The sequence below is a fragment of the Streptomyces sp. NPDC001678 genome, assembly GCF_042892945.1.
Taxonomy (GTDB): Bacteria; Actinomycetota; Actinomycetes; order Streptomycetales; family Streptomycetaceae; genus Streptomyces.
On record NZ_JBIAUP010000006.1, the window covers coordinates 285,387 to 306,758 of the forward strand.

Genomic DNA, 21,372 nt, shown 5'->3' on the forward strand with positions numbered 1-21,372 from the left:
GGAACCGGCCCTGGCTGCGGTGATCCGGGGCCGGCCTTGGCTGCCGTGACCCGGAGCCGACCCTGGCTGCGGTGATCCGGAGCCGGCCCGCACGTGCGAAGGGCCCCCGCCGATTCCCTCGGCGGGGGCCCTCCTCATGTGGCGTTCAAGATGTGGCGTTCAAGGCCTCAGTGGGCCATCACCGGGATCGCGTCCTCGGCCGTCTCGCCGTCCGCCGAGGCGGCGGGGCCCTTGCCCGGATCGGCGTTGACGAAGACGAGGGCGACCAGCGCGGACAGCGTCAGGATGCCGACCGCCCACCAGACGGCGGTGGAGTAGCCGTGCACCATCGACTGGAAGGTGAGGACCTTCTGGTTGGTGGCACCGGCCATGTGGGACTTGAAGTAGTCCGTGGTGGCGCTGGCCGCGATGGTGTTGAGCAGCGCGGTACCGATGGCGCCGCCGACCTGCTGCGAGGTGTTGACCATGGCCGAGGCGACACCCGCGTCACGCGGCTGGACGCCGTGGGTGGCCAGGCTCATGGCGGGCATGAAGGCCGTGCCCATGCCGAGGCCCATCAGCATCAGACCGGGCAGGACCACCGTGGCGTAGGAGGTGTCCAGGTCGATCTGGGTGAGCAGGACCATGCCGGCCGCCGCGAGCAGGAAGCCGGGGCCCATCAGCCAGCGCGCCGGGACGCGGGTCATCAGGCGGGTGCCGATCTGCGTGGAACCGGTGATCATCATGGCGATCATCGGCAGGAACGACAGACCGGTCTTGACCGGCGAGAAGCCGCGCACGACCTGGAGGTAGTAGGTCAGGAAGAGGAACAGGCCGAACATCGCGATGGCGGCCAGGCCCAGGGAGATGTAGACACCGCCGCGGTTGCGGTCGGTGAGCACGCGCAGCGGCAGCAGCGGGGCCTTCACCGTGCGCTCGACGAGCACGAAGACGCCCAGCAGCACGGCCGCGGCGATGAACAGGCCGACGGTGATGCCCGCGGACCAGCCGTCGGACTCGGCGCGCGTGAAGCCGTAGACCAGGGAGACCAGGCCGAGGGTGGCCAGGATGACACCGGGGATGTCCAGCTTCGAGGGGTTGCGGCCCTCGGCGGGCTCGCGGATCACGGAGATCGCGCCGGCGGCGGCCACGATGGCGAAGGGGATGTTCACGAAGAACGTCCAGCGCCAGTTGAGGTATTCGGTGAACAGACCGCCGAGGATCAGGCCGACACCACCACCGGCACCCGCGATGGCGCCGAAGACGCCGAACGCCTTGGCACGCTCCTTCGCCTCGGTGAAGAGCACGGCGAGCAGCGACAGGGCCGCCGGGGCGAGCAGCGCGCCGAAGACGCCCTGGAGGGCGCGGGCGCCCAGCAGCATCGCGGTGTTGACCGCGGCGCCGCCGAGCGCGGAGGCGGCCGCGAAGCCGATCAGGCCGGTGACGAAGGCGCGCTTGCGGCCCCACAGGTCGGAGATCCGGCCGCCGAACAGCAGCAGTCCGCCGAAGGCGAGGGCGTAGGCGGTGATGACCCACTGCCGGTTGCCGTCCGAGATGCCCAGGTCGGCCTGGGCGGAGGGCAGCGCGATGTTCACGATGGTCGCGTCGAGGACGACCATCAGCTGGGCCAGGGCGATGAATATCAGCGCTTTCCAGCGCCTCGGGTCGGCTTCGGTGCGGAGTTCTGGCATGGGTGGGGCCTACCTAGCGGTCTGGGTGTGCGGTGGGTCGTGGTGGATCTGTCCGGTGCGCGGGCCGCGCGGGCTACGGGCGGGGTGCGTCCCCGGTGGTCGGGTCGGTGGCCGGGCCGGTGGCCGGGTCCGCTGCCGGGGGGAACCCCTTGCGCAGGTCCGCCAAGGTGGCGGGCGTGCCGGGGAGTTCCGACCGGGCCGGGTTCATCAGGCCGTCCAGGAACAGCTGGAGATGGCGGTGGACGAACTGGCCGAAGTCATGGCAGCCGGTGTCGGGCAGCGGTCTGGTGAGCTGGGTGATGGCCACCATCAGGTCGCCGATGCCGATGTCGGCGCGGAGCTGACCGGACGCGCGGGCGGCGGCCATCAGCGCCTCGATGACGCTTTCCAGCCGGTCGCGGGCCTCGACATGGTCGGGGTGGCTCTTGTCGACGCCCTCGGCGAGCAGGGGGCACAGGGCCCCGATCCGCTCGTCCGCCGCGGCGTGGACGAAGCGCCTCAGCGCGTGGAAAGCATCGGGCTCCTCCGCTAGCGCCGCCTCCGCCCGGTCGGCGATACGGGCCATGACGGAGAGGGTGACATGGTGGATCAGCTCGCGGCGGTCCGCGAAGTGCCGGTACAGCGTGGCATTGCCGACCCCGGCACGTCGAGCGATTTCATCGAGTGAGGAATCGGCCCCGTGCTCGACGAGGGCCTCGCGGGCGGCCGCGACGATCCGCTCGCGATTGCGCAGGGCGTCGGCGCGCAGGCGGGGCTGCTGGGCTGTGGCCAAGGCCGTGCCCTCCTTCCGTGAGGATCGCTATGCGGGGAGGAACTCCCCGTTTGGCAGGAACGCTCACTTAAACGGGGAGAGCTTCCCCGGATATTTCAGGGCGCCGTATGGCGTGAATCACACCCCCGGATGGCGGGATTCCGCTCCCCGTCTGCCGCAGTCCAAGGCGCGTGGGCCCACTCACCGGGCACAGGGTGGGTGATGAGTACGACGAAATGACGACGGCGGGATGAAGGCGAGGCGGCATGAGACCCCTGGTCATCCTGGTCGCGGCGGCCACGGTGGGCGCCCTCACCGCACCGCTGCCCGCGCGGGCGGGGGAGGCCGGGGGCGCGGCGGCGGCGAGCCGGAGTGCGGCCGTCACGGACGGGACGGCCGCCGACTCCTCCTCCGCCGACCCGTCCACCGGCGCCCCGGCCGCCGGCCTCCGGGGCGGGGCCAGGCCGCCCAGCGGCCCGTGCGCGCTGCGCACCGTCACCCGGCACGTCTCCGAGGGGGCCCGCACCCCGCGCGGGTACGCCCGGTCCAGCGGCGTCGTACGGGCCGCCACCTTCCTCATCGACTTCCCGGACGCCCCGGCGAGGACGAGCCCGCGAAAGCGGTACGCCGAGTTCTTCCCGGCCGTCGCCGACTACTACCGCGTCAGCTCCTACGGGCGGCTCGACTACCGCTCCACGCCCTGGCCGCGCTGGATCCGCATGTCCCGCCCGTACCGCTCGTACGGCATCACGCGCGGCGCGACCTTCGACCCCAACCGCGACGACGGCTACTACGCGATCACCAAGGAGATCCTGGCCGCCGTCGGCGGCCGGGTCGACTTCCGGCACTACGACCTGATCAACGTGCTGGCCACGCCCGAAGCGGGCCCGCCCGCCGTCCAGGACGTCCGCTCGGTGACCTTCGCGGGCGCCGCCACGGGACTGACCTCCCGCAATGGCACCCCCATCCGGAACGTCTCCTTCATCTGGAGCCGGCAGACCGGCGACAGCCCCTACCGCGTCCTCAACCACGAGAACGCCCACAGCTTCGGCCTCCCCGACCTCTACCGGGGCGACCAGAACCGGCTGCCGCGCACCCCCGTGGGCCACTGGGACCCCATGGACGAGGACTGGGGGCCCTCGAACGACTTCCTCGCCTGGCACAAGTGGAAGCTGGGCTGGCTGGCCCCCTCGCAGGTCCACTGCGTCTCCCGGCCCGGCCGCCGCGTGCTGACCCTGAGCCCCACCTCGGTGCCGGGCGGCCCCAAGCTCGCCGTGATCCCCCTCTCCCCGACCCGCGCCATCACCCTGGAGGCCCGCGCCCCGGGCCGCCTCGACCACGCCGTCTGCCGCCCCGGCGTCCTCGTCACGACCGTCGCCTCCGACCTGCCCTCGGGCGGCGCGCCCGTGCGCACCTCCGACGCCACCCCGGGCAGCCGCGGCTGTCTGACCGGCGACCCCAACGTCAGCCCGGCCCTGACCGACGCCCCCTACCGCACCGGCCAGCGCTGCACGGCGGCCGGCGTCGCCATCGACGTCCTCGGCCGGGACCGTGCCGGGAACTGGCGCGTCCTGGTCACCCGCCGCCCTCCGGCGGACGATACGGACGACTACGCCTGATGGCCCACTGACCGGCCGCACGCCGATCCGCTAACCTGTCCGTCGAGCGTCCTCGCAGGCCGCGCGGCCCCCAGGGGTGTCCGCGGGCGCCGGCGGACGCGCTCATGCCCCGCCTCCGTAGCTCAGGGGATAGAGCACCGCTCTCCTAAAGCGGGTGTCGGCAGTTCGAATCTGCCCGGGGGCACTTCGTAGTAACGCGCCGGCCTGGGGTTTCCTCGGGAAGGCGGTCCATTCGGCCTCGGACTCCTCGTCCGGGGCCGTTTGCCGTTCCGGGCGTCGCTTCTTCGTACGCCCATACCGTGGGTGATATGCCATATTGCGTACCCATTCGCAATGAAGGGCATGAAGGGCATGTCATGAAGTTCGCAGTCATCGGCGGCACCGGACTCATCGGCTCGCAGGTCGTCGAGAACCTGAACTCCGCCGGGCACGAGGCCGTGCCGCACTCGAAGTCCAGCGGAGTCGACGTCATCAGCGGCAGGGGACTGGAGGAGGCGGTGGCGGGAGCCGACGTCGTCGTCAACCTGACGAACTCCCCGACCTTCGACGAAGCCTCCCCGGCCTTCTTCCGGACCTCGATGGACAACCTCCTGGCCGAGGCGGGGAAGGGCGGCGTCGGCCACTTCGTCATCCTCTCGATCGTCGGCACGGACCGGGTCCCGGAGCTGGACTACTACCGGGCCAAGGCGCTCCAGGAGGAGATCCTCGCGGCCGGGCCGATCCCCTACTCGATCGTCCGGGCGACGCAGTTCATGGAGTTCATGGACGCCGTCATGTCCTGGACCGCCGACGCCGGTACCGTCCGGCTGCCCGCCACGCCGATCCAGCCGATCGCCGCCAGGGACGTGGCCGCCGAGGTCGCGGAAGTCGCCGCGGGCGCCCCGCTGAACGGCATTCGCGACATCGCCGGCCCCGAGATCTTCACCCTGGACGAACTGGGCCGGATCACCCTTGCCCACAAGGGCGACGACCGCACCGTCGTCACCGACCCCACCGCCGGCATGTTCGCCGTCGTCAAGGGCGACGTCCTCACCGACAAGGACGCTCACCTCGCCCCCACTCGCTACACCGACTGGCTCTCCTGACCGCTTCACGCCTTGCCGACTGCTTCGGCACCCCGTGCCGTGATCGGCCGGTGGCGAAGCAGTGGCCGAAAAGTTGGACCAGTTTTCGTTATGCCCCCTGTTACCGCAGGTCTCCCATGCATCGGAACGCCAGGAATGGCGGGCGGAAACGAGGTGGCGAGGCGTGACTGTGAAGAGTGTGACCGGGGTGACCGAGGTGGTCGAGGCGGCGCGGGCCGGGGACGCGGGTGCGCAGGGCGAACTCGTGGCAGCCTGCCTGCCGCTGGTCTACAACATCGTCGGCAGGGCGCTGAAGGGCCACGCCGACGTCGACGACGTGGTCCAGGAGACCATGATCCGGATGGTGGGCGGTCTCTCCGGGCTGAGCGACGCCTCCCGCTTCCGCTCCTGGCTCGTCGCGATCACCATGAACCGGATCCGCGGCCACTGGCGCAGACAGCAGGACGCCCCCGTGGGCGGGCTCCAGGAGGCGTGCCACCTCTCCGACCCCGGCGCCGACTTCGTCGAGCTGACGATCCTCCGGCTCGGCCTGGAGGGACAGCGCCGTCAGGTCGCCGAGGCCACCCGCTGGCTCGACGACAACGAGCGGGCCGCGCTGTCCCTGTGGTGGCTGGAGACGACGGGCGAGCTGACCCGGGCCGAGGTCGCCGCGGCGCTGGAGCTCACGCCGCAGCACACCGCCGTACGCATCCAGCGCACCAAGCTCCAGCTGGAGACCGCCCGGGCCGTCGTACGGGCCCTGGCCACCACCCCGCGCTGCCCGGAACTCGCCGGCATCGTCGGCATCTGGGACGGCACGCCCTCCCCGCTGTGGCGCAAGCGCATAGCCCGGCACACGCGCGGCTGCGCCGAGTGCGGCGGCCACTGGACCGCGCTCATACCCGCCGAGGGACTGCTCGCGGGCCTCGGGCTCGTCCCGGTGAGCACCGCCCTGCTGGACCGGTTCGCCGCCGGGGTGCCGGGCGTTCAGCCCGTCGCCTTCGCCACGGCCGGTGCCACGAGCGGGAGCACGGCCGGTGCCACGGCCGGCTCCTCCGGCGGCGTGGGAGGGGTGGCCCCCGGTACGTCCTCGGGGGCGCCCGCCCCGGCCGTACGCCGTCGGCCCGGCGTCCGCGCGGTCGTCACCGCCGCCGCCCTGGCCGTCACCGTCGCCGTCGGCATCCTGGGCGGGTACCGCTACCTCGCCCCCGCTCCGGAAGGCAGCGGGACGCACGACGGAAGCCAGGGCCGGGGTGCGGAGAACGTCGTGCTTCCGCTCACCTCCCTGCGGACCGAGCTCCCTTCGCCGCCCGCGCCCTCACCCTCCGCGCCGGCCCCCGAGGCCCGTGACGCCACGTCCGCGTCCGCGGCCGCCCACCGTCCCGTCGAACGGCAGCCCGCCCGTAACGACTCCGCGTCCCCCTCCGCGCGCACCGCCACCCCGGTCCGCACCCCGGCGCCGGCGACCACGTCCGGGACCGGGAACGGGACCGGTCAGCGGGACGAGGCCGCCCGGGACGTCGAGCGCCAGGTCAACGCCGAGCGGGCCAAGGCGGGGTGCGGGCCGCTGCGCGCCAGCGCCGAGCTGGTCGTCGTCGCCCAGCGCGGCGCCGACGAACTGGCCGTGCGCGGCCGCTTCGACGTCTCCCGGGACCAGGACCGGGAGCAGGACCGGGATCAGGACCGGGACCGGGGTCAGGAGAAGGTGGATCCCCGGCACCGCTGGAGTCTCGCGGGCGCGGGCGCCGGCGCGGTCTCGGCCGGGCGGTTCGACCTCGCCGGAGCGATGACCGTGTGGACGCGCGGCGCGGCTCGCCACGACGTCGTCCGCGACTGCTCGCTGACCGAACTCGGCGTCGGCGTCACGTTTACCGCCGGATCGCCGCAGCACTGGACGCCGGTCGTCGCCGCCCGCTGAGCCACCGCCGCACGACCCCACCCACCGATGCTTCCGCGCGCCCGTCGCGCGGTCCCGCCGGGCCCGCGAAGGCCCGGCCGTACCAACCCTCCACGACACGACCGTTGGGATCATCCATGCGCTCCAAGCACGTACGCGAAAGACGCGGTACCACCCATCGTCGGAAGAAGAGCGGACGACGACCGCTCATACTCACGGCGGCCGCGACGATCGCGGCCGCCACCGTCGCCGCCGGAGTCCTCACCCTGGGCTCCGGCACCGGCCCCGCGCCGGACGCCGAGGCCGGGGCCCCGCTCGCCGACGCCGCGGTCGTGCCCGCCGCCGCGCCGCAGCACCAGGCACCCCCCACCCCCCTCACCACCACTCCGAAGTCCGACGCCTCGCGCGGCATGGTCTACGAGGGCCTCGACCCCGCCCCCAAGGGCGACCGCTGCGCCGGCGTCTACCGCGTCTCCTTCGCGCGCCTGTGCACCCACGGCCCGGACGCGCCGCCCAAGGACGTCGACATCGCCAAGGACACCCCGCCGGTGGCCCGCGCCACCGCCTCCGGGTCCACGGACCCGGCCGGGGACGGGGGCAGGGCCCCCTCGGCCGCCGAGGCGCTGCGCGGTGCCCAGCCCGTCCTCGACGCCCGCACCGGCGGCCTGGCGGCCCCGGCCGCCCCGGGCTCCGGGACGACCACGCCGCAGGCCCCGTCCGGCTCCCGCGTGGTCTGCGAGGGCGACGGCGCGAGCGGCAACCGCGTCCAGGTGCTGTACGCCCACGCGCCCGGCCGGGACCGCTTCGCCCAGTACGCCGCCTCGTTCAAGCAGTGGGCGGCGGAGACCGACCTCATCTACAACGCGAGCGCCCAGGAGACCGGCGGCGAACGGCACGTCCGCTACGTCACCGAGTCCGACTGCACCGCGTCCGTCCTGAACGTCGAGCTGCCCGCGGGCGCCCTCCAGGAGTTCGGCGCGACGAACGACGCGCTGGCCGCCAAGGGCTTCAACCGCCGCGACCGCAAGTACATGATCTTCGCGGACACCCAGGTCTACTGCGGCATAGGCACCTTCAATGGTGACGAGCGCCCCGGCCAGGACAATATGAGCAACTTCGGCCCCTCCTACGGCCGTACCGACTCCGGCTGCTGGGGCGGCAGCACCCCCGCCCACGAACTGGGCCACAACCTCGGCGCCGTGAACAACAGCGCCCCGCACACCAGCCGCGCCGGGCACTGTGTCGACGAGTGGGACATCATGTGCTACTCGGACGCGCCCAACTACCCGCAGATGCAGATCCTCTGCCCCGACCGCGCCGGCGACCAGCGCCTGGACTGCCACCACGACGACTACTTCCACACCAACCCCAGCCCCGGCAGCTATCTGGCCACCCACTGGAACATCGCCAACAACCGCTTCCTGATCGCGGGCGGCGGCGGCAAGGACCCCAACCCCTCGCCCAGCCCCACCCCCACCACCGGTCCCACGTCCGGACCGACGCGCCCGTCCACCGGCCCCGACGTCCAGGTGACCCAGATCGGCCCGGACTCCGCGCTCGTCGGCTGGAACCCGGTCACCGGGGCCACGGGCTACGAGCTGGTCCTCGACGGCAGGAAGCTGGCCGACGTCAGCGGCACCGCCCTGCGGATCACCCGGCTCGCACCCGACACCGCGCACCGGGTCGCCGTCGCCGTGCGCGACGGGCAGGGCAAGGTCTCCGCGCCCGGCCGCGCCGCGTCCTTCCGCACCCTCGCGGCGACCACCGGCCCGACCCGGCCCGGCGGTAAGTACGTGCTGGTCAACGGTCTGACCGGACAGGCCGCCGATCTGTGGGGCAGCTCCTCCGCCGACGGCACCGTCGCCATCGCCTACCAGCGGCACGGCTACGCCAACCAGCAGTGGACGTTCGAGGACGCGGGCGGCGGCGCGGTGCGCATGAAGTCCGTCCAGTCCGGCAAGTGCCTCCAGCCGGGCACCGACGGGCGGGCCGTGGCCGGCCAGTACGTCGCCCAGCGGTCCTGCGACGGCACGGCCGCCCAGAAGTGGCGGCTGACCGCCGCGGGCGACGGCTCGTACGTCCTCCAGCCGCAGGGCTCGCGGCTGGTGCTGGGCATCAGCAACCGCGAGTACTACGGCGGTCGCCTGCTGGAACTCCAGCAGCGCAACGACCAGGGCTACCAGAACTGGACGCCGGCCAAGGCCTCTTGACGCCCTGTTCCTCCTCGATCTGTTCCTCCTCGATCCGGGCCGGCGGCCACACCCCCCACCCCCCCCCCACCGGTGGCCGCCGGCCCTTCCCCCCACCCCCCCCACGTCCCCTGGAGCGCACGATGACCTTCCGTCCCCGTACGGCCGCCTGCCTCGGCGCCGTCCTGCTCGCCCTGGGCGCCGCGGGCCCGGCAGCCGCGCACGGCGACACGATCCGCCTCACCGTCGCCGGACCCCCGTCGGACGGCCACATCCGGACCGTCGCGACCTGGGACAACGACGGCGACCCCGTGGACGAGCGGGTCGCCGGGACCCTCGCGGCCCGGGACGCCGCCGGGCACACCCAGGGGCCCTGGGTGCTCGTCCCCGTCCCCGGTACCAAGGGCGCCTACACCACCCACGAGTCCCTGCCGCCCGGCAACTGGACCGTCACTCTCCACTGCGGCTTCCCCGACCTCGGCCACGGTGAGGCAGCCGTCACCGTGCCCGCCTCGACGGCCACCCCGACGGCCACCACCCCGGCGCCCGCCCCGGCGGCCCGCGTGGCGGCCGCGCCCGCGGCCACGCCGGAATCCGGCACGGCGCCGTCCCGTTCCTTCGCCGGGGGCGCACGGCTGACCACCGTCGTCCTGACAGCGGTCATCAGCACGATCGCGCTGATCGCTGGCTGGTTCGTGCTGCGATCCCGCCGCCCGGAGCGGTCTACGGGGCGGTCTTTCGCCAGGCGGTGATCAATTCACGCGCAAGCCGACTAAAGTCGACATGCAAGCGCAGTCCGCCGGGGGAGGAACGTAACCGATGAGTCGCCGCTCCAGTGGACTGATGAGCATATGGGCCGAGGCGCAGCGTCAGCAGCAGCGTCAGCAGGAGGCCCGGCAGCGGGCGTTGACGCAGCAGCAGCGCGAGCAGGAACGGCAGCAGCGCGCGTACGACCGGGATCTGGCGCGCCAGGACCGTGAGCGGCGCCAGGCGTACCGGCAGGCGCGCGAGGCCGAGGCGCGCCGGCGCACGGAGGAGCTCGACGCGCGGATGGCGGCGCTCGAAGGCCTGCTGGTCGCCGGGTGCGGGGCGCCCGGTTTCCGGACGAGCGCGCTGGAGCGGCCCGAGCGGCTGGAGCCGTTCAACCCCGGCCACCTGGGGCAGCCGGTGCCCATGCCGGACCCGAACGCCTACCGGGGCTTCGGCAACCGCTCGCAGTACGAGCACGACTGGCACGCCGCGCAGGCCGCCGAGGCGCAGCGGCAGCAGCAGCTCGCGGCCTACCGGCAGCAGTACGACCAGTGGGCCGCGGCCGCGCTCGCGGACGTCCACCGGCACAACGCCGGCATCGGCGAGATGATCACCGCGCTGCGCGAGGGCGATCCGGACGCCGTGGTGGAGTACTTCTCCGCCGCGCTCTACGCCTCCACCGCCTGGCCGGACGAGTTCCCGCACCAGATAGCCGCCGCCTATGACCCCGGCGCCCGGCAGCTCGTCCTCGACTGGGAGCTGCCCGGTTTCGGGATCGTCCCGGAGATCAAGTCGGTGCGGTACATGCCGACGGCGGACGAGGAGAAGGAGACGGCCCGGCCCGTCACCCAGCGCCGCGGCGCCTACCGGGACGTACTGGCGCAGTGCGTGCTGCTGGCGATGCGGGAGCTGTTCGCGGCCGACGAGTTCGGGATCCTGGAGTCCGTCGCCCTCAACGGCTTCGTCGACGACCACGACCCGGCCACCGGGCACCGCGCCCAGATCGTCCTGGCCTCGGTGACGGTGGGCCGGTCCGTCTTCTCGGGCCTGCGCCTGGAGCAGGTCAGCGCGGTCGACTGTCTCGTCGACGGGCTCGGCGGACAGCTGTCCGGCCGGCCCGACCAGCTCGCCGCCGTCCGCCCGGGACGGGTGCCGGGCGACGTCGGGCGCGGCGTGGTCTCCCACGGCGGCGGTGACGACCCGGACCTTTTCGAGATGGACCCCATCGCGTTCGAGGAGCTCGTCGCCGAGCTGTTCCGGGCGCGCGGCATGCGGGCGGTGATGACCACCCGCTCCAACGACGGCGGCGTGGACGTCGAGGCCCTGGACCCCGACCCGATCAGCGGCGGCCGGATCATCGTGCAGGTCAAGCGGTACCGGAAGACCGTGCCGCCGACCGCCGTGCGCGACCTGTACGGCACGGTGCAGGGCGCGGGCGCCAACAAGGGCGTCCTGGTGACGACGTCCGGCTTCGGCCCGGGCTCGTACGCCTTCGCCAACGGCAAGCCGCTCACGCTCGTCTCCGGCGAGGAGCTGGTGGACCTGCTGGCCCAGCACGGGCTGCGCGGCCGGCTCGGGGGCGGGACGTCCCGCCCGGCGGCGGCCCGGGGGAGCGGCGGTGCGGCTCCCTCCGGTGAGGACCGACCCGAGGACCGGCCCGAGTCCCACAATGTGCTGGGCATGTCATGGTCCGGCCGGGTCGCCCTGGACGTGTGCGCCCTGGTCTGCGACGGCGGCCGGGTCCTCAGCGACGATCACTTCGTCTTCTACAACAACCCGCGCACCCCCGACGGCTCGGTCCGGGCGCTGGAGCCCACCCTCGCCGACAAGGCGGCGCTGCGCGTCGCCTTCGAGGAGCTGCCGGCCGCCGCCGACCGGCTGGTGCTGGTCGCGGCCATAGACCCGGAGGTCAACCCGGAGGCGGACCTCTCGCAGTTCACCGACGCCCGTATCCGCCTCGCCGACGCCTCGGGCGCCGAGCTCGGGCAGATGGAGGTCTCGGACGGGCGGCCCGGCGAGACCGCGCTGGTGCTGGGCTCCTTCCGGCGGCGGGCGAACGGCGACTGGGACTTCGTGCTGGGTGGGAAGGGGTACCCGGGCGGGCTGGAGGCGCTGGTGCAGGAGTACGGGATAGAGGTCGCCTGATCGCCGGTGTGATCGTCCGCCTGATCACCCGCTCGAACTCTCGATCACCCGTTCGTGTGGAGTTCCTTGATCCATCGGGTTCTGTCGGCGGAGCCTCGTAGACTTCTGCAATGGCCGACCCCACACAGACCACAGCAGCGCCGGGCAGCCTCGACAGCGAGGCCCTGAGCTGTCTGCGGCGCGTCTTCGGTTACGACGCGTTCCGCGGCGACCAGGAAGAGATCATCGATCATCTGGTCGGCGGTGGCGACGCGCTCGTGCTGATGCCGACCGGTGGCGGCAAGTCGCTCTGCTACCAGATCCCCGCGCTCGTCAGACCCGGGGTCGGTGTGGTGATCTCCCCGCTGATCGCGCTCATGCAGGACCAGGTCGACGCGCTGCGCGCGCTCGGCGTGCGGGCCGGCTTCCTCAACTCCACGCAGGATCTCGACGAACGCCGCCTGGTGGAGGCCGAGTTCGCCGCGGGCGAGCTGGACCTGCTCTATCTGGCGCCCGAGCGGCTGCGTGTGGAGTCCACGCTGCGGCTGCTCGACCGGGGCAAGATCTCCCTCTTCGCCATCGACGAGGCGCACTGTGTGGCCCAGTGGGGTCACGACTTCCGCCCCGACTACCTGGCCCTGTCGCAGCTCCACGAGCGCTGGCCGGACGTGCCGCGCGTCGCCCTGACCGCGACGGCCACGGCGGCGACGCGCGAGGAGATCGCCACCCGGCTGAAGCTCCAGGACGCCCGGCACTTCGTCGCCAGCTTCGACCGGCCCAACATCCAGTACCGCATCGCGCCGAAGAACGACCCGAAGAAGCAGCTCCTGGAGCTGCTGCGCACCGAGCACGCGGGCGACGCGGGCGTCGTCTACTGCCTCTCCCGCAAGAGCGTCGAGGACACGGCCGCGTTCCTCGCGCAGCACGGCGTCGAGGCCCTGCCGTACCACGCGGGCCTCGACGCCCGGACGCGCGCGGCCAACCAGGCGCGCTTCCTGCGCGAGGACGGCGTCGTCATGGTCGCCACGATCGCGTTCGGCATGGGCATCGACAAGCCGGACGTGCGCTTCGTCGCCCACCTCGACCTGCCGAAGTCCGTCGAGGGCTACTACCAGGAGACCGGCCGCGCCGGGCGCGACGGCCTGCCGTCCACGGCCTGGCTGGCGTACGGCCTCCAGGACGTCGTCCAGCAGCGCAAGCTGATAGACGGCTCCGAGGGCGACGAGGCGCACCGCCGCCGGCTGGCCGCGCACCTCGACGCGATGCTCGCCCTGTGCGAGACCGTCGAGTGCCGCCGGGCGCGGCTGCTCGACTACTTCGGCCAGACGAGCGCCGAAGCGTGCGGCAACTGCGACACGTGCCTGACCCCGCCGGAGACCTGGGACGGCACGGTCGCCGCCCAGAAGTTCCTCTCGGCCATCTTCCGGCTGGCCCGCGAGCGACGGCAGAAGTTCGGCGCGGGCCACATCATCGACATCCTGCTCGGGAAGAAGAGCGCGAAGGTCATCCAGTTCGACCACGACACGCTGTCCGTGTTCGGCATCGGCACGGAGCTTTCCGTCGCCGAATGGCGGGGCGTGGTGCGGCAGTTGCTGGCGCAGGGGCTGCTGGCGGTCGAGGGCGACTACGGCACGCTCGTCCTGACGGAGGCGAGCGGGGACGTGCTGGGCTCGCGCCGCACGGTCTCGCTGCGACGCGAGCCGAAGCCGGCGCGCGCGGCGAAGACGACGAAGACGGCTTCCGGCAAGCGCGCCCCCGTCGACCTTCCGGCGGAGCTCGTCCCGCTCTTCGAGGCGCTGCGTGCGTGGCGTGCGGCGACGGCGCGGGAACAGGGCGTTCCGGCGTATGTGATCTTCCACGACGCGACGTTGCGGGAGATCGCGACGGCGCAGCCGGTATCGCTGGACGCGCTGTCCGGGGTGAGCGGTGTGGGCGAGAACAAGCTGGCGAAGTACGGGGAGGGGATTCTGGGGGTGCTGGGGGAGCACGGCGGGGTGACGCCCGCGCCGGCTGCCCCGGTTCCGGCTCAGGCTGCTCCGGCCCCGGCCCCGGCTCCGGCTCCGGCCCCGGCTGTTCCGGCTCCGGCCCCGGTGCCCGCCCAGGCCCCGGCTCAGGCTGTGGACGAGGACGAGGTGCCGTGGCCGGACGAGGAGCCGCCGTACTGGGCTGAGGACTGAGAGGGGCCCCTGTCCCGCCCTTTCACCGTTTCCGAAGGGGCTCCGCCCCCTCGCGCCCCCGTTCCGCGCTGACGCGCGGCGTCCTCAAACGCCGGACGGGCTGAAATCAGCCCCTCCGGCGTTTGGGGCCCACTCACCCCGCCCCGGCCGGGATCAGCTCGCACGCCCGCGCCATCGCCGCCAGCGCGGCCGGGCCGCCCACGTCCAGCGCCGTGTCCGCGAGTTTGATCGCGTGCGCGTCGCCGTGGGCGACCGCCAGGGCGAAGGCATCCTCCACCGTCGTGGCGGGACCCGGTGCCGCGTCCCGCGGCTCGGCCGGGGCGTACGCGGCCGTCAGGACCGCACTCGCCTCCCACGCCGCCGCCAGGCTCGGCACCCACAGGGCGCGGGGAAGCGCCGGAAGGACGCGGAGGACCGCGTTGGGCGCGGTCGCCGCGTGGACGAGCATGACCGCGTCGCCGTGGGCGTAGCGCGGGTAGCGGGCGACCGCGGCGCGGACGAGCTCCGCCAGCAGGTCGCGCGCCTCGTCCGGGCCGGCGGGCCGCCGTAGGCCGCTCGCGGCGGCGGGCCAGCCGTCGGCGGCCGGGAGCCGCGCGAGGCGGTCGCGGATGCCGCCCTCCTGGACGGCGGCGGAAACCGGTATCGCGTCCAGCGCGCGGTGGGGGCCCGCGGTGCCGGAGGGGGTGACGGTGACGGGCAGCGGCTGGTGGCGGGCGGCCCAGTAGCCCAGGGCGTGGGCGAGTTCGGTCGTACGGGGCGCGGTCTCGCCGTCCGTGAGGAGCGTACGGACGGCGTGGCCGACGCGGATCACGGGGTGGGTGGCGCCGGCGGTGATGCCGGGGAGCAGCCGCGGCCACCATGCGGTGAGCACCTCCGCCCAGGGGAGTTCGGCTGTCAGCCGACTGAAGTGGGCGATCCAGGAGCCGAGATGGCGGGCGTCGCCGAGCGCCTCGCGCCAGTTGTCATCGGTGATCGTCAGGGCGGCGGCGGGCAGGTCCTCCGTCCGGTGCCGGTAGGCGTCCAGCCAGCGGTGCACCGCGCGGGCCTGGCCGTGGCGGGCGAGCGCCTCCACGGTCATGGGGGCGTGGTTGGAGAGCCAGCCGCGGAACTCGGGACCGGTGGAGTGGACGCGCTCCAGGGCTTCGTCGAGGGTGCCGTCCTCGGTGATGGCGGTCATGGCCTCACCGTAGGAGCGGGGGCGGGCCCGGCGGAACGGTCGGCGGACCTACGCCCCTTGGCCACCTGGCGTCGGTCGCCGGTACTCCGTCGGACCGGTGCGCCCCGGCGGCGGTGCTCGGTGCTCGGCGGTGCTCGTCAGTGCTCGTGCCAGTAGAAGAGGTAGTACGAGGCGAGGGCCATGCACGCGCCGAAGACCAGGCCGATCCAGGAGGCTTCCAGCACCGAGACGCGGGTGAGGCTGCGCAGGAAGCCCATGGAGACGCCGAAGAGGGCGCCGAACGAGGCCGCGCGTACCTCGGTGATCATCTTGTTGCGGTTGCGGATCACCAGATAGCCCAGGCCCGCCGAGACCACCGCCGCGACCAGGCCCAGCATCCAGCCCTGGAGCTCGCCGAAGCCGTTCTCGTGGGAGAGGAAGACCGCGTAGAGGCCGAGGACGAAGCCGCCGAAGACGGGGACCGCCCAGCCGGCGGTGGGGGTCGTGCGTTCGTGGCGGACGTGGCCGGTGCGGGGGACCGGGCCGGGGCCCTCGTGGGCGTGGTGCCGGCCGGGCATGATCGAGTGCGTCATGGCGGGCTCCTCTCGCTCACCGTCTGTCCCGCCCCTCTGTCCCACCAGAGCACACCCGCCCCCTTGCCGGGGCAACTCGATCACGTCCGGCCCGGGGCGCCCGGAAACCGACCTTCCGGGTCTTCTCGGGCAACCGGTGGCCGGTGACCGGCGTCCTTGGGGGTGAGGGAGCGGGGGGTGGCCGCAATGTGACGGCCGTCTCATGGGCGTCGTGGCCGCGGGGGTTCACGAGGGCCGTGGGACCGGGCCTGTCGCCGGGGCTGACCTGCGCTTCCCCGAGCCGTATCACCCTGTGTGCCCGCTGTGCGGCCGCACAGGGTACTGCATGATCCATAAAAAGAAGACGTCCCCGGGGAATTCTGTCCGGATTCCGGCCGTTCTTTACTTCGGACGGGGCGCCCCGGGGGCACCTGGTCCATCCCGCGACACGTCTCATCGCAAGGGAGTACGCATGGCAACCCGTGCCGTCGCCCGTCGTCAGACCACCGCACAGCGGGCTGGCGAGGCAAGCAGTGTTCGCGCCACAGGCGGGGAGATCGCCGATCGCGACCTGGTCGGCATGTACCTCGACGAGATCGCGCGTACACCCCTGCTCGACGCCGCCGAGGAAGTCGAGCTGTCGCAGACCATCGAGGCGGGCGTCTACGCCCAGCAGATCCTGGACGGCCTGGAGGCCGGCGGGGATCGGGCCGGCGAGGCCTCGCGCGAGGAGCTGGCGGCGATAGCCGCCGCGGGCGCCCGCGCGAAGGACGTCTTCATCAAGTCCAATCTGCGTCTCGTCGTCGCCGTCGCCCGTCGCTACCCGCGCAGCGGCCTCCCCCTCCTCGACCTGATCCAGGAGGGCAACGCCGGCCTGGTGCGCGCGGTGGAGAAGTTCGACTACACCAAGGGATTCAAGTTCTCCACGTACGCGACGTGGTGGATCCGCCAGGCCATCACCCGGTCGATCGCCGACCAGTCCCGTACGATCCGGCTCCCCGTCCACCTGGTGGAGGAGCTGGGCCGCATCCGCCGGGTGCAGCGCGAGTTCAACCGCGAGAACGGGCGCGACCCGGAGCACGCGGAGATCGCCGAGGAGCTGGGCACCACGCCCGAGCGCGTCGGCGACGTGCTGGACTGGGCCCGTGACCCGGTGAGCCTGAACATGTCCGTGGACGACGAGGGCGAGACCCAGTTCGGCGATCTGCTGGAGGACACCTCCGCCGTCTCGCCGGAGCAGTCGGTCATCGCGCTGCTGCGCAGCGAGGAGCTGGAGGACCTCATAGGCCGGCTCGACCAGCGCACCGCGTCGATCATCAAGGCGCGGTACGGCATCGAGGACGGGCGCGAGCGCACGCTGACGGAGGTCGGCAAGCAGCACGGGCTGACGCGTGAGCGCATCCGGCAGATCGAGAAGCACGCGCTGCTGGAGCTGAAGAAGATGGCACATGCCACGGGGTTCGACGCGGCGGCCTAATCGGGTCTAATCTGGATATAAGCCAGCAGACCGGGTCCCGGCGCATCTCCCCCCCTTGCGCCGGGGCCCTTATGCGTGCGGCCGCACGCATAAGGGCCGTGGCCTCAGGCCGTCGCCGCCCTGCTGATGCGGGCGCCCAGTTCCCGCAGGTGTTCCACGAGCTCGCGCGGCTCGTGCGCCTCGAACTCGCAGTCCACTATCGCCAGCCGCAGGGCCACCCACTCGATGGAGTCGGACGCCGTCACGTCCAGTCGGCACGTCGTCGCGTCGACGGCCGCCGGTGCGCCGAGCCAGTTCGGCAGCCGGGCGGCCACGAACTCGGCCGGGGCGCGGAAGGTGACCACCAGCCGGTAGGTCGGCTGGAGGCGGGCCATGGACCGCTTCAGATACTCCGCCGCGTCCGGCACCGGCAGCTCGCGCGGGGCGAAGCGGGCTCCGGTGGCGAAGGGCTCGCTCACCCGGTCCACCCGGAACGTCCGCCAGTCGCCGCGGTCGACGTCATGGGCGACCAGATACCAGCGGCGGCCCGTGCTGATCAGCCGGTGCGGCTCCACCAGGCGTTTCGTCTCCGTGCCGTCGCCCTTGCGATAGGCGAAGCGGAGCCGCTCGTGGCCGGTGGCGGCCGAGGCGATCACGGTCAGCGTATGGGGGTCCACGGTCGCTCCGTCGCCGCCGGTGAGCGGCACGGTCGCGGCCTGGAGGGCGGAGACCCGGTGCCGCAGCCTGGCGGGCAGCACCTGCTCCAGCTTGGCCAGGGCCCGTACGGACGCCTCCTCGATGCCCTCCACGGCATGCCCCGCGCCGGCGCGCAGCCCCACCGCGATGGCGACCGCCTCCTCGTCGTCGAGGACCAGCGGCGGCAGGGCGGCTCCGGCCGCCAGCCGGTACCCACCCTCGGCTCCCATCGTTGCCTGTACGGGGTAGCCGAGGTCGCGGAGCCGCTCGATGTCCCGCCGGATGGTGCGGGAGCTGACGCCGAGCCGCTCGGCGAGCTCGCTGCCGGGCCATTCGCGAGGGGTCTGGAGGAGAGAGAGCAGATTCAGCAGCCGTGCCGGGGTGTCCGTCATCTCACCAGGGTGGCAGGTATCTAGGACATGACCTGACCTATACGGCCCCTAGCGTGGTGGCTGCACCGGGTGAGGGAGACGATCCGGCGCGCAGGAAGAGGAAAGGCAATACCCCTGTGACCAGCACCGCGACCACCGATCCGCCCGCCGGGGAGTCCCCCGGCGCGACCGCAGACCGCCGCCGCTGGCTGGCGCTCGCCGTGGTGATGACCGCGTCCTTCATGGACCTGGTCGACGTCACCATCGTCAACATCGCCATGCCGAGCATCCAGAAGGACATCGGCGCCTCCTTCAGCATCCTTCAGTGGATCACCGAGGGTTATGCCCTCGCCTTCGCGGCGGGCCTGATCACGGGCGGACGGCTCGGCGACATATACGGTCGCCGGAAGGTCTTCCTGCTGGGCATGGGCGGCTTCACCCTCGCCTCGATGCTCTGCGGCGTCGCGGGCGACCCGCACCTGCTCGTCGCCGCGCGCGTCCTCCAGGGCGCCACGGCCGCGCTGATGGTGCCGCAGGTGCTGGCGATCGTCCACGCCACCTTCCCCGCCCACGAGCGCGGCAAGGTCTTCGGCATGTTCGGCGCCATCGTCGGCCTGGGCGCCGTCTCCGGCCCCATCCTCGGCGCGCTGCTCACCCAGTGGAACCTCTTCGGGCTGGAGTGGCGGCCGATCTTCCTGGTCAACCTGCCGGTGGGCATCGCCGGTCTGATCATGGGCCGGCGCTATATCTCCGAGTCCCGCGCGCCGCAGGCGCTCAAGCTGGACCTGGTCGGCGTCGCCCTCGCCACCGGCGGACTGCTGATGCTGCTCTACCCGCTGACGCAGGGCCGTGAGCTGGGCTGGCCGCTGTGGGGCTTCCTCAGCATGGCCGGCAGCGCGCTCGTCTTCGCCGCCTTCGTCGCCTACGAGCGCCACAAGACCCGCAAGGACGGCTCACCGCTGGTCGAGCTGTCGCTGTTCAAGGTCAAGAGCTTCGCGGCGGGCATCGGCGTCGAGGTCGCCTTCGGTGTCGCCTGCGGTGTCTTCTTCCTGATCTGGACCCTCTACATGCAGATCGGGCTCGGCTGGAGCGCGCTGCGGGCGGGCCTGACCGGCATCCCCTTCTCCATCGCCGTGTCGGTGGCGGCGGGCCTCTCGGTGCAGAAGCTCGTCCCCCGCTTCGGGCGCAAGGTGCTCCAGGCCGGCGCGCTGTCGATGATGGCGGGCGTCCTGCTCTACATCTGGGAGTCCGAGCACTTCGGCACGGCCATCCACCCCTGGCAGATGGCCCTCCCGCTGACCGTCATGGGCCTCGGCATGGGCCTGATCGTCGCCCCGCTCACCGAGACCGTCATCGCCGGGGTGCCGCGCGAGCACTCGGGCTCGGCGTCCGGCCTGATAAACACCACGCAGCAGCTCGGCAACGCGGTGGGCCTCGGCCTGGTGTCGGTCGTCTTCTTCAACGCCCTCGACGAGGGCGAGGTGGCCCGCGGCCACGCGGGCGAAGCGTTCGCCGCCGCTTTCCGGCACGGCATGTGGTGGGTCGCCGCGGTCCTGGGCGTGGTCCTCGCCCTGATGTTCGCGATGCCGCGCAAGGCGGCGTCTGCGTCTGCTGTTGAGGACGCCGCGTCTGTCGAGGACGCCGCGTCGGTGCCGGCCGCCGCGTAGGTCGGGGGCGGGGCGGGGTGGAACCGCGCCGAAGGCGCGGAAAACCCCCACGGCGGGTCAGCCGATCGTGCCGTACAGGTCGCGGTAGGAGGGGAAGACGCCCCCCGGCCCGTCGACGCCCTCCGCCGCGAGCAGGCCCTTGACCACGGCACGGGTCAGGACGTCCGCGCCCGCCGCCAGGATCTCGTTGACCGCGCCCGCCGCGAAGTCCGCGCTGCCGGGGAGGTGTTCCTCCTCCGGCAGCGGGCGGGCGCCCGTGGCCAGCGCGAAGACGGTGTCCCCGTCGGTCAGCAGATGGACCGGCCGGACCGCGCGGGCCAGGCCGTCGTGGGCGGTGCCCGCGAGCTTCTGGGCCTGGGCGCGGGTCAGGACGGCGTCGGTGGCGACGACGGCGATGGTGGTGTTGAGCGGGGGGCGTACGGAACCGGCCCAGCGCCGGGCCGACTCCTGCCGCGCCGCCGCCAGGGACTCCTGGGCCGCCCGGTGCCGCTCGGGGGAGGGGTACCGGGCGGGCCGGCCCTCGTACAGCCGCCCGTAGAGCACGCCCGTCGCCGGGTCGGCCGCGGAGCCCGCGGCGTTGACCGCCGCGAGCGCGGCGACCGTCACCCCGGAGGGCAGGACCACGCTGGCGGTGCCGATGCCGCCCTTGATCCCGCCGGCCACCGCGCCGGTGCCCGCGCCGACCGTGCCCTGTGCGACGGGCGCCCCCGGTGCCGTACGGGCCGCCGCCTCGGCGGCCTCCCGGCCCAGCGCGGCGTCGGGCCGGGCCCGCCAGTCGCCGCCCCGGCCGAGATCGAACAGGGCGGCCGCCGGGACCACCGGGACGACCTGCGCGGGATCCGGCCCCACCCGGAAGCCCCGGCCTGCGTCCTCCAGATACGCCATGACACCGGACGCCGCGTCCAGGCCGAAGGCGCTGCCGCCGGTGAGGACGACGGCCTCGACGCGCTGGACGAGATTGCGGGGGTCCAGGGCGTCGGTCTCGCGGGTGCCGGGCCCGCCGCCGCGGACGTCCACGGCGGCGACGGCGCCGCCGAGGCCGGGCGCGGTGAGGACGACCGTGGTGCCGGTGAGGGCACCGTCGCCCTGGCGGCCGGCGTGCCCCACATGGAGGCCGGGCACATCGGTGAGGGCGTCCTGGGGCCCGGGCACGGGTGCGATACGAGCGTCAGTCATGCGACATCCGTATCACGGGCCATCAAAAGATGGAGGA

At 73.1% G+C, this 21,372-nt stretch carries 15 protein-coding genes and 1 tRNA gene; 10 read left to right on the forward strand and 6 right to left on the reverse strand.

Going from position 1 to position 21,372, the window contains the following annotated elements:
- Nucleotides 1-167: 167 nt before the first annotated feature.
- Together ACFYZR_RS15565 and ACFYZR_RS15570 are read right to left on the reverse strand one after the other, a co-directional pair.
- Nucleotides 168-1,670, reverse strand: coding sequence for an MFS transporter (locus ACFYZR_RS15565; RefSeq protein WP_391910303.1), 1,503 nt, complete (start codon nt 1,668-1,670; stop codon nt 168-170).
- A gap of 73 nt (nt 1,671-1,743) precedes the next feature.
- Nucleotides 1,744-2,442 (reverse strand): TetR/AcrR family transcriptional regulator, encoded by a 699-nt coding sequence (locus tag ACFYZR_RS15570; RefSeq protein WP_391910305.1) that lies wholly within the window; start codon nt 2,440-2,442, stop codon nt 1,744-1,746.
- Nucleotides 2,443-2,687: 245 nt separating this feature from the next.
- Between ACFYZR_RS15570 and ACFYZR_RS15575 the strand changes: the two genes are divergently transcribed.
- From ACFYZR_RS15575 to recQ, 8 genes are all read left to right on the forward strand, one after another.
- On the forward strand, nt 2,688-4,040 hold the full coding sequence (locus ACFYZR_RS15575) for a M6 family metalloprotease domain-containing protein (protein ID WP_391910307.1): 1,353 nt from the start codon (nt 2,688-2,690) through the stop codon (nt 4,038-4,040).
- Nucleotides 4,041-4,151: 111 nt separating this feature from the next.
- Nucleotides 4,152-4,224, forward strand: a tRNA-Arg gene (locus ACFYZR_RS15580).
- Nucleotides 4,225-4,396: 172 nt separating this feature from the next.
- Nucleotides 4,397-5,125, forward strand: coding sequence for an SDR family oxidoreductase (locus ACFYZR_RS15585; RefSeq protein ID WP_391910309.1), 729 nt, complete (start codon nt 4,397-4,399; stop codon nt 5,123-5,125).
- Nucleotides 5,126-5,288: 163 nt separating this feature from the next.
- A complete protein-coding gene (locus tag ACFYZR_RS15590; RefSeq protein WP_391910311.1) occupies nt 5,289-7,022 on the forward strand; it encodes a sigma-70 family RNA polymerase sigma factor in 1,734 nt (577 codons plus the stop codon).
- Between the two features lie 116 nt (nt 7,023-7,138).
- On the forward strand, nt 7,139-9,211 hold the full coding sequence (locus ACFYZR_RS15595) for an RICIN domain-containing protein (RefSeq protein WP_391910313.1): 2,073 nt from the start codon (nt 7,139-7,141) through the stop codon (nt 9,209-9,211).
- Nucleotides 9,212-9,333: 122 nt separating this feature from the next.
- Nucleotides 9,334-9,942, forward strand: a complete 609-nt coding sequence (locus tag ACFYZR_RS15600) for a hypothetical protein (RefSeq protein ID WP_391910315.1) — start codon at nt 9,334-9,336, stop codon at nt 9,940-9,942.
- A gap of 91 nt (nt 9,943-10,033) precedes the next feature.
- Entirely contained in the window at nt 10,034-12,085 is a 2,052-nt protein-coding gene (locus ACFYZR_RS15605) for a restriction endonuclease (RefSeq protein ID WP_391910317.1), read from the forward strand.
- Between the two features lie 110 nt (nt 12,086-12,195).
- Nucleotides 12,196-14,241, forward strand: a complete 2,046-nt coding sequence (gene recQ, locus ACFYZR_RS15610; protein WP_391910319.1) for a DNA helicase RecQ — start codon at nt 12,196-12,198, stop codon at nt 14,239-14,241.
- 133 nt (nt 14,242-14,374) lie between these two features.
- Here recQ and ACFYZR_RS15615 read toward each other — a convergent pair whose 3' ends face one another.
- Together ACFYZR_RS15615 and ACFYZR_RS15620 are read right to left on the reverse strand one after the other, a co-directional pair.
- Complete coding sequence (locus tag ACFYZR_RS15615) at nt 14,375-15,418, reverse strand: questin oxidase family protein (RefSeq protein ID WP_391910321.1); 1,044 nt, start codon at nt 15,416-15,418, stop codon at nt 14,375-14,377.
- A gap of 137 nt (nt 15,419-15,555) precedes the next feature.
- Nucleotides 15,556-15,990, reverse strand: a complete 435-nt coding sequence (locus tag ACFYZR_RS15620; RefSeq protein WP_391910323.1) for a hypothetical protein — start codon at nt 15,988-15,990, stop codon at nt 15,556-15,558.
- A 451-nt stretch (nt 15,991-16,441) separates the two neighbouring features.
- On the opposite strand from ACFYZR_RS15620, the gene ACFYZR_RS15625 reads away from it, so the two are divergent.
- On the forward strand, nt 16,442-17,446 hold the full coding sequence (locus tag ACFYZR_RS15625; protein ID WP_391910325.1) for an RNA polymerase sigma factor RpoD/SigA: 1,005 nt from the start codon (nt 16,442-16,444) through the stop codon (nt 17,444-17,446).
- Nucleotides 17,447-17,550: 104 nt separating this feature from the next.
- Here the strand turns inward: ACFYZR_RS15625 and ACFYZR_RS15630 are convergent, their stop codons facing one another.
- Nucleotides 17,551-18,513: a helix-turn-helix transcriptional regulator gene (locus ACFYZR_RS15630; RefSeq protein ID WP_391910327.1), complete on the reverse strand. Its 963-nt coding sequence runs from the start codon at nt 18,511-18,513 to the stop codon at nt 17,551-17,553.
- Nucleotides 18,514-18,719: 206 nt separating this feature from the next.
- On the opposite strand from ACFYZR_RS15630, the gene ACFYZR_RS15635 reads away from it, so the two are divergent.
- On the forward strand, nt 18,720-20,159 hold the full coding sequence (locus ACFYZR_RS15635) for an MFS transporter (protein ID WP_391910706.1): 1,440 nt from the start codon (nt 18,720-18,722) through the stop codon (nt 20,157-20,159).
- A gap of 57 nt (nt 20,160-20,216) precedes the next feature.
- On the opposite strand, the gene ACFYZR_RS15640 is transcribed toward ACFYZR_RS15635, so the two are convergent.
- Nucleotides 20,217-21,335, reverse strand: coding sequence for a P1 family peptidase (locus ACFYZR_RS15640; RefSeq protein WP_391910329.1), 1,119 nt, complete (start codon nt 21,333-21,335; stop codon nt 20,217-20,219).
- Nucleotides 21,336-21,372 lie beyond the last annotated feature (37 nt).

Bases quoted from the DNA above. Each gene is read 5' to 3' on its own strand.
- ACFYZR_RS15565 (WP_391910303.1), bottom strand. From the start codon at position 1,670: ATGCCAGAACTCCGCACCGAAGCCGACCCGAGGCGCTGGAAAGCGCTG.
- ACFYZR_RS15575 (WP_391910307.1), top strand. From the start codon at position 2,688: ATGAGACCCCTGGTCATCCTGGTCGCGGCGGCCACGGTGGGCGCCCTC.
- ACFYZR_RS15585 (WP_391910309.1), top strand. From the start codon at position 4,397: ATGAAGTTCGCAGTCATCGGCGGCACCGGACTCATCGGCTCGCAGGTC.
- ACFYZR_RS15595 (WP_391910313.1), top strand. From the start codon at position 7,139: ATGCGCTCCAAGCACGTACGCGAAAGACGCGGTACCACCCATCGTCGG.
- ACFYZR_RS15600 (WP_391910315.1), top strand. From the start codon at position 9,334: ATGACCTTCCGTCCCCGTACGGCCGCCTGCCTCGGCGCCGTCCTGCTC.
- ACFYZR_RS15605 (WP_391910317.1), top strand. From the start codon at position 10,034: ATGAGCATATGGGCCGAGGCGCAGCGTCAGCAGCAGCGTCAGCAGGAG.
- recQ (WP_391910319.1), top strand. From the start codon at position 12,196: ATGGCCGACCCCACACAGACCACAGCAGCGCCGGGCAGCCTCGACAGC.
- ACFYZR_RS15615 (WP_391910321.1), bottom strand. From the start codon at position 15,418: ATGACCGCCATCACCGAGGACGGCACCCTCGACGAAGCCCTGGAGCGC.
- ACFYZR_RS15620 (WP_391910323.1), bottom strand. From the start codon at position 15,990: ATGACGCACTCGATCATGCCCGGCCGGCACCACGCCCACGAGGGCCCC.
- ACFYZR_RS15625 (WP_391910325.1), top strand. From the start codon at position 16,442: ATGGCAACCCGTGCCGTCGCCCGTCGTCAGACCACCGCACAGCGGGCT.
- ACFYZR_RS15630 (WP_391910327.1), bottom strand. From the start codon at position 18,513: ATGACGGACACCCCGGCACGGCTGCTGAATCTGCTCTCTCTCCTCCAG.
- ACFYZR_RS15635 (WP_391910706.1), top strand. From the start codon at position 18,720: ATGACCGCGTCCTTCATGGACCTGGTCGACGTCACCATCGTCAACATC.
- ACFYZR_RS15640 (WP_391910329.1), bottom strand. From the start codon at position 21,335: ATGACTGACGCTCGTATCGCACCCGTGCCCGGGCCCCAGGACGCCCTC.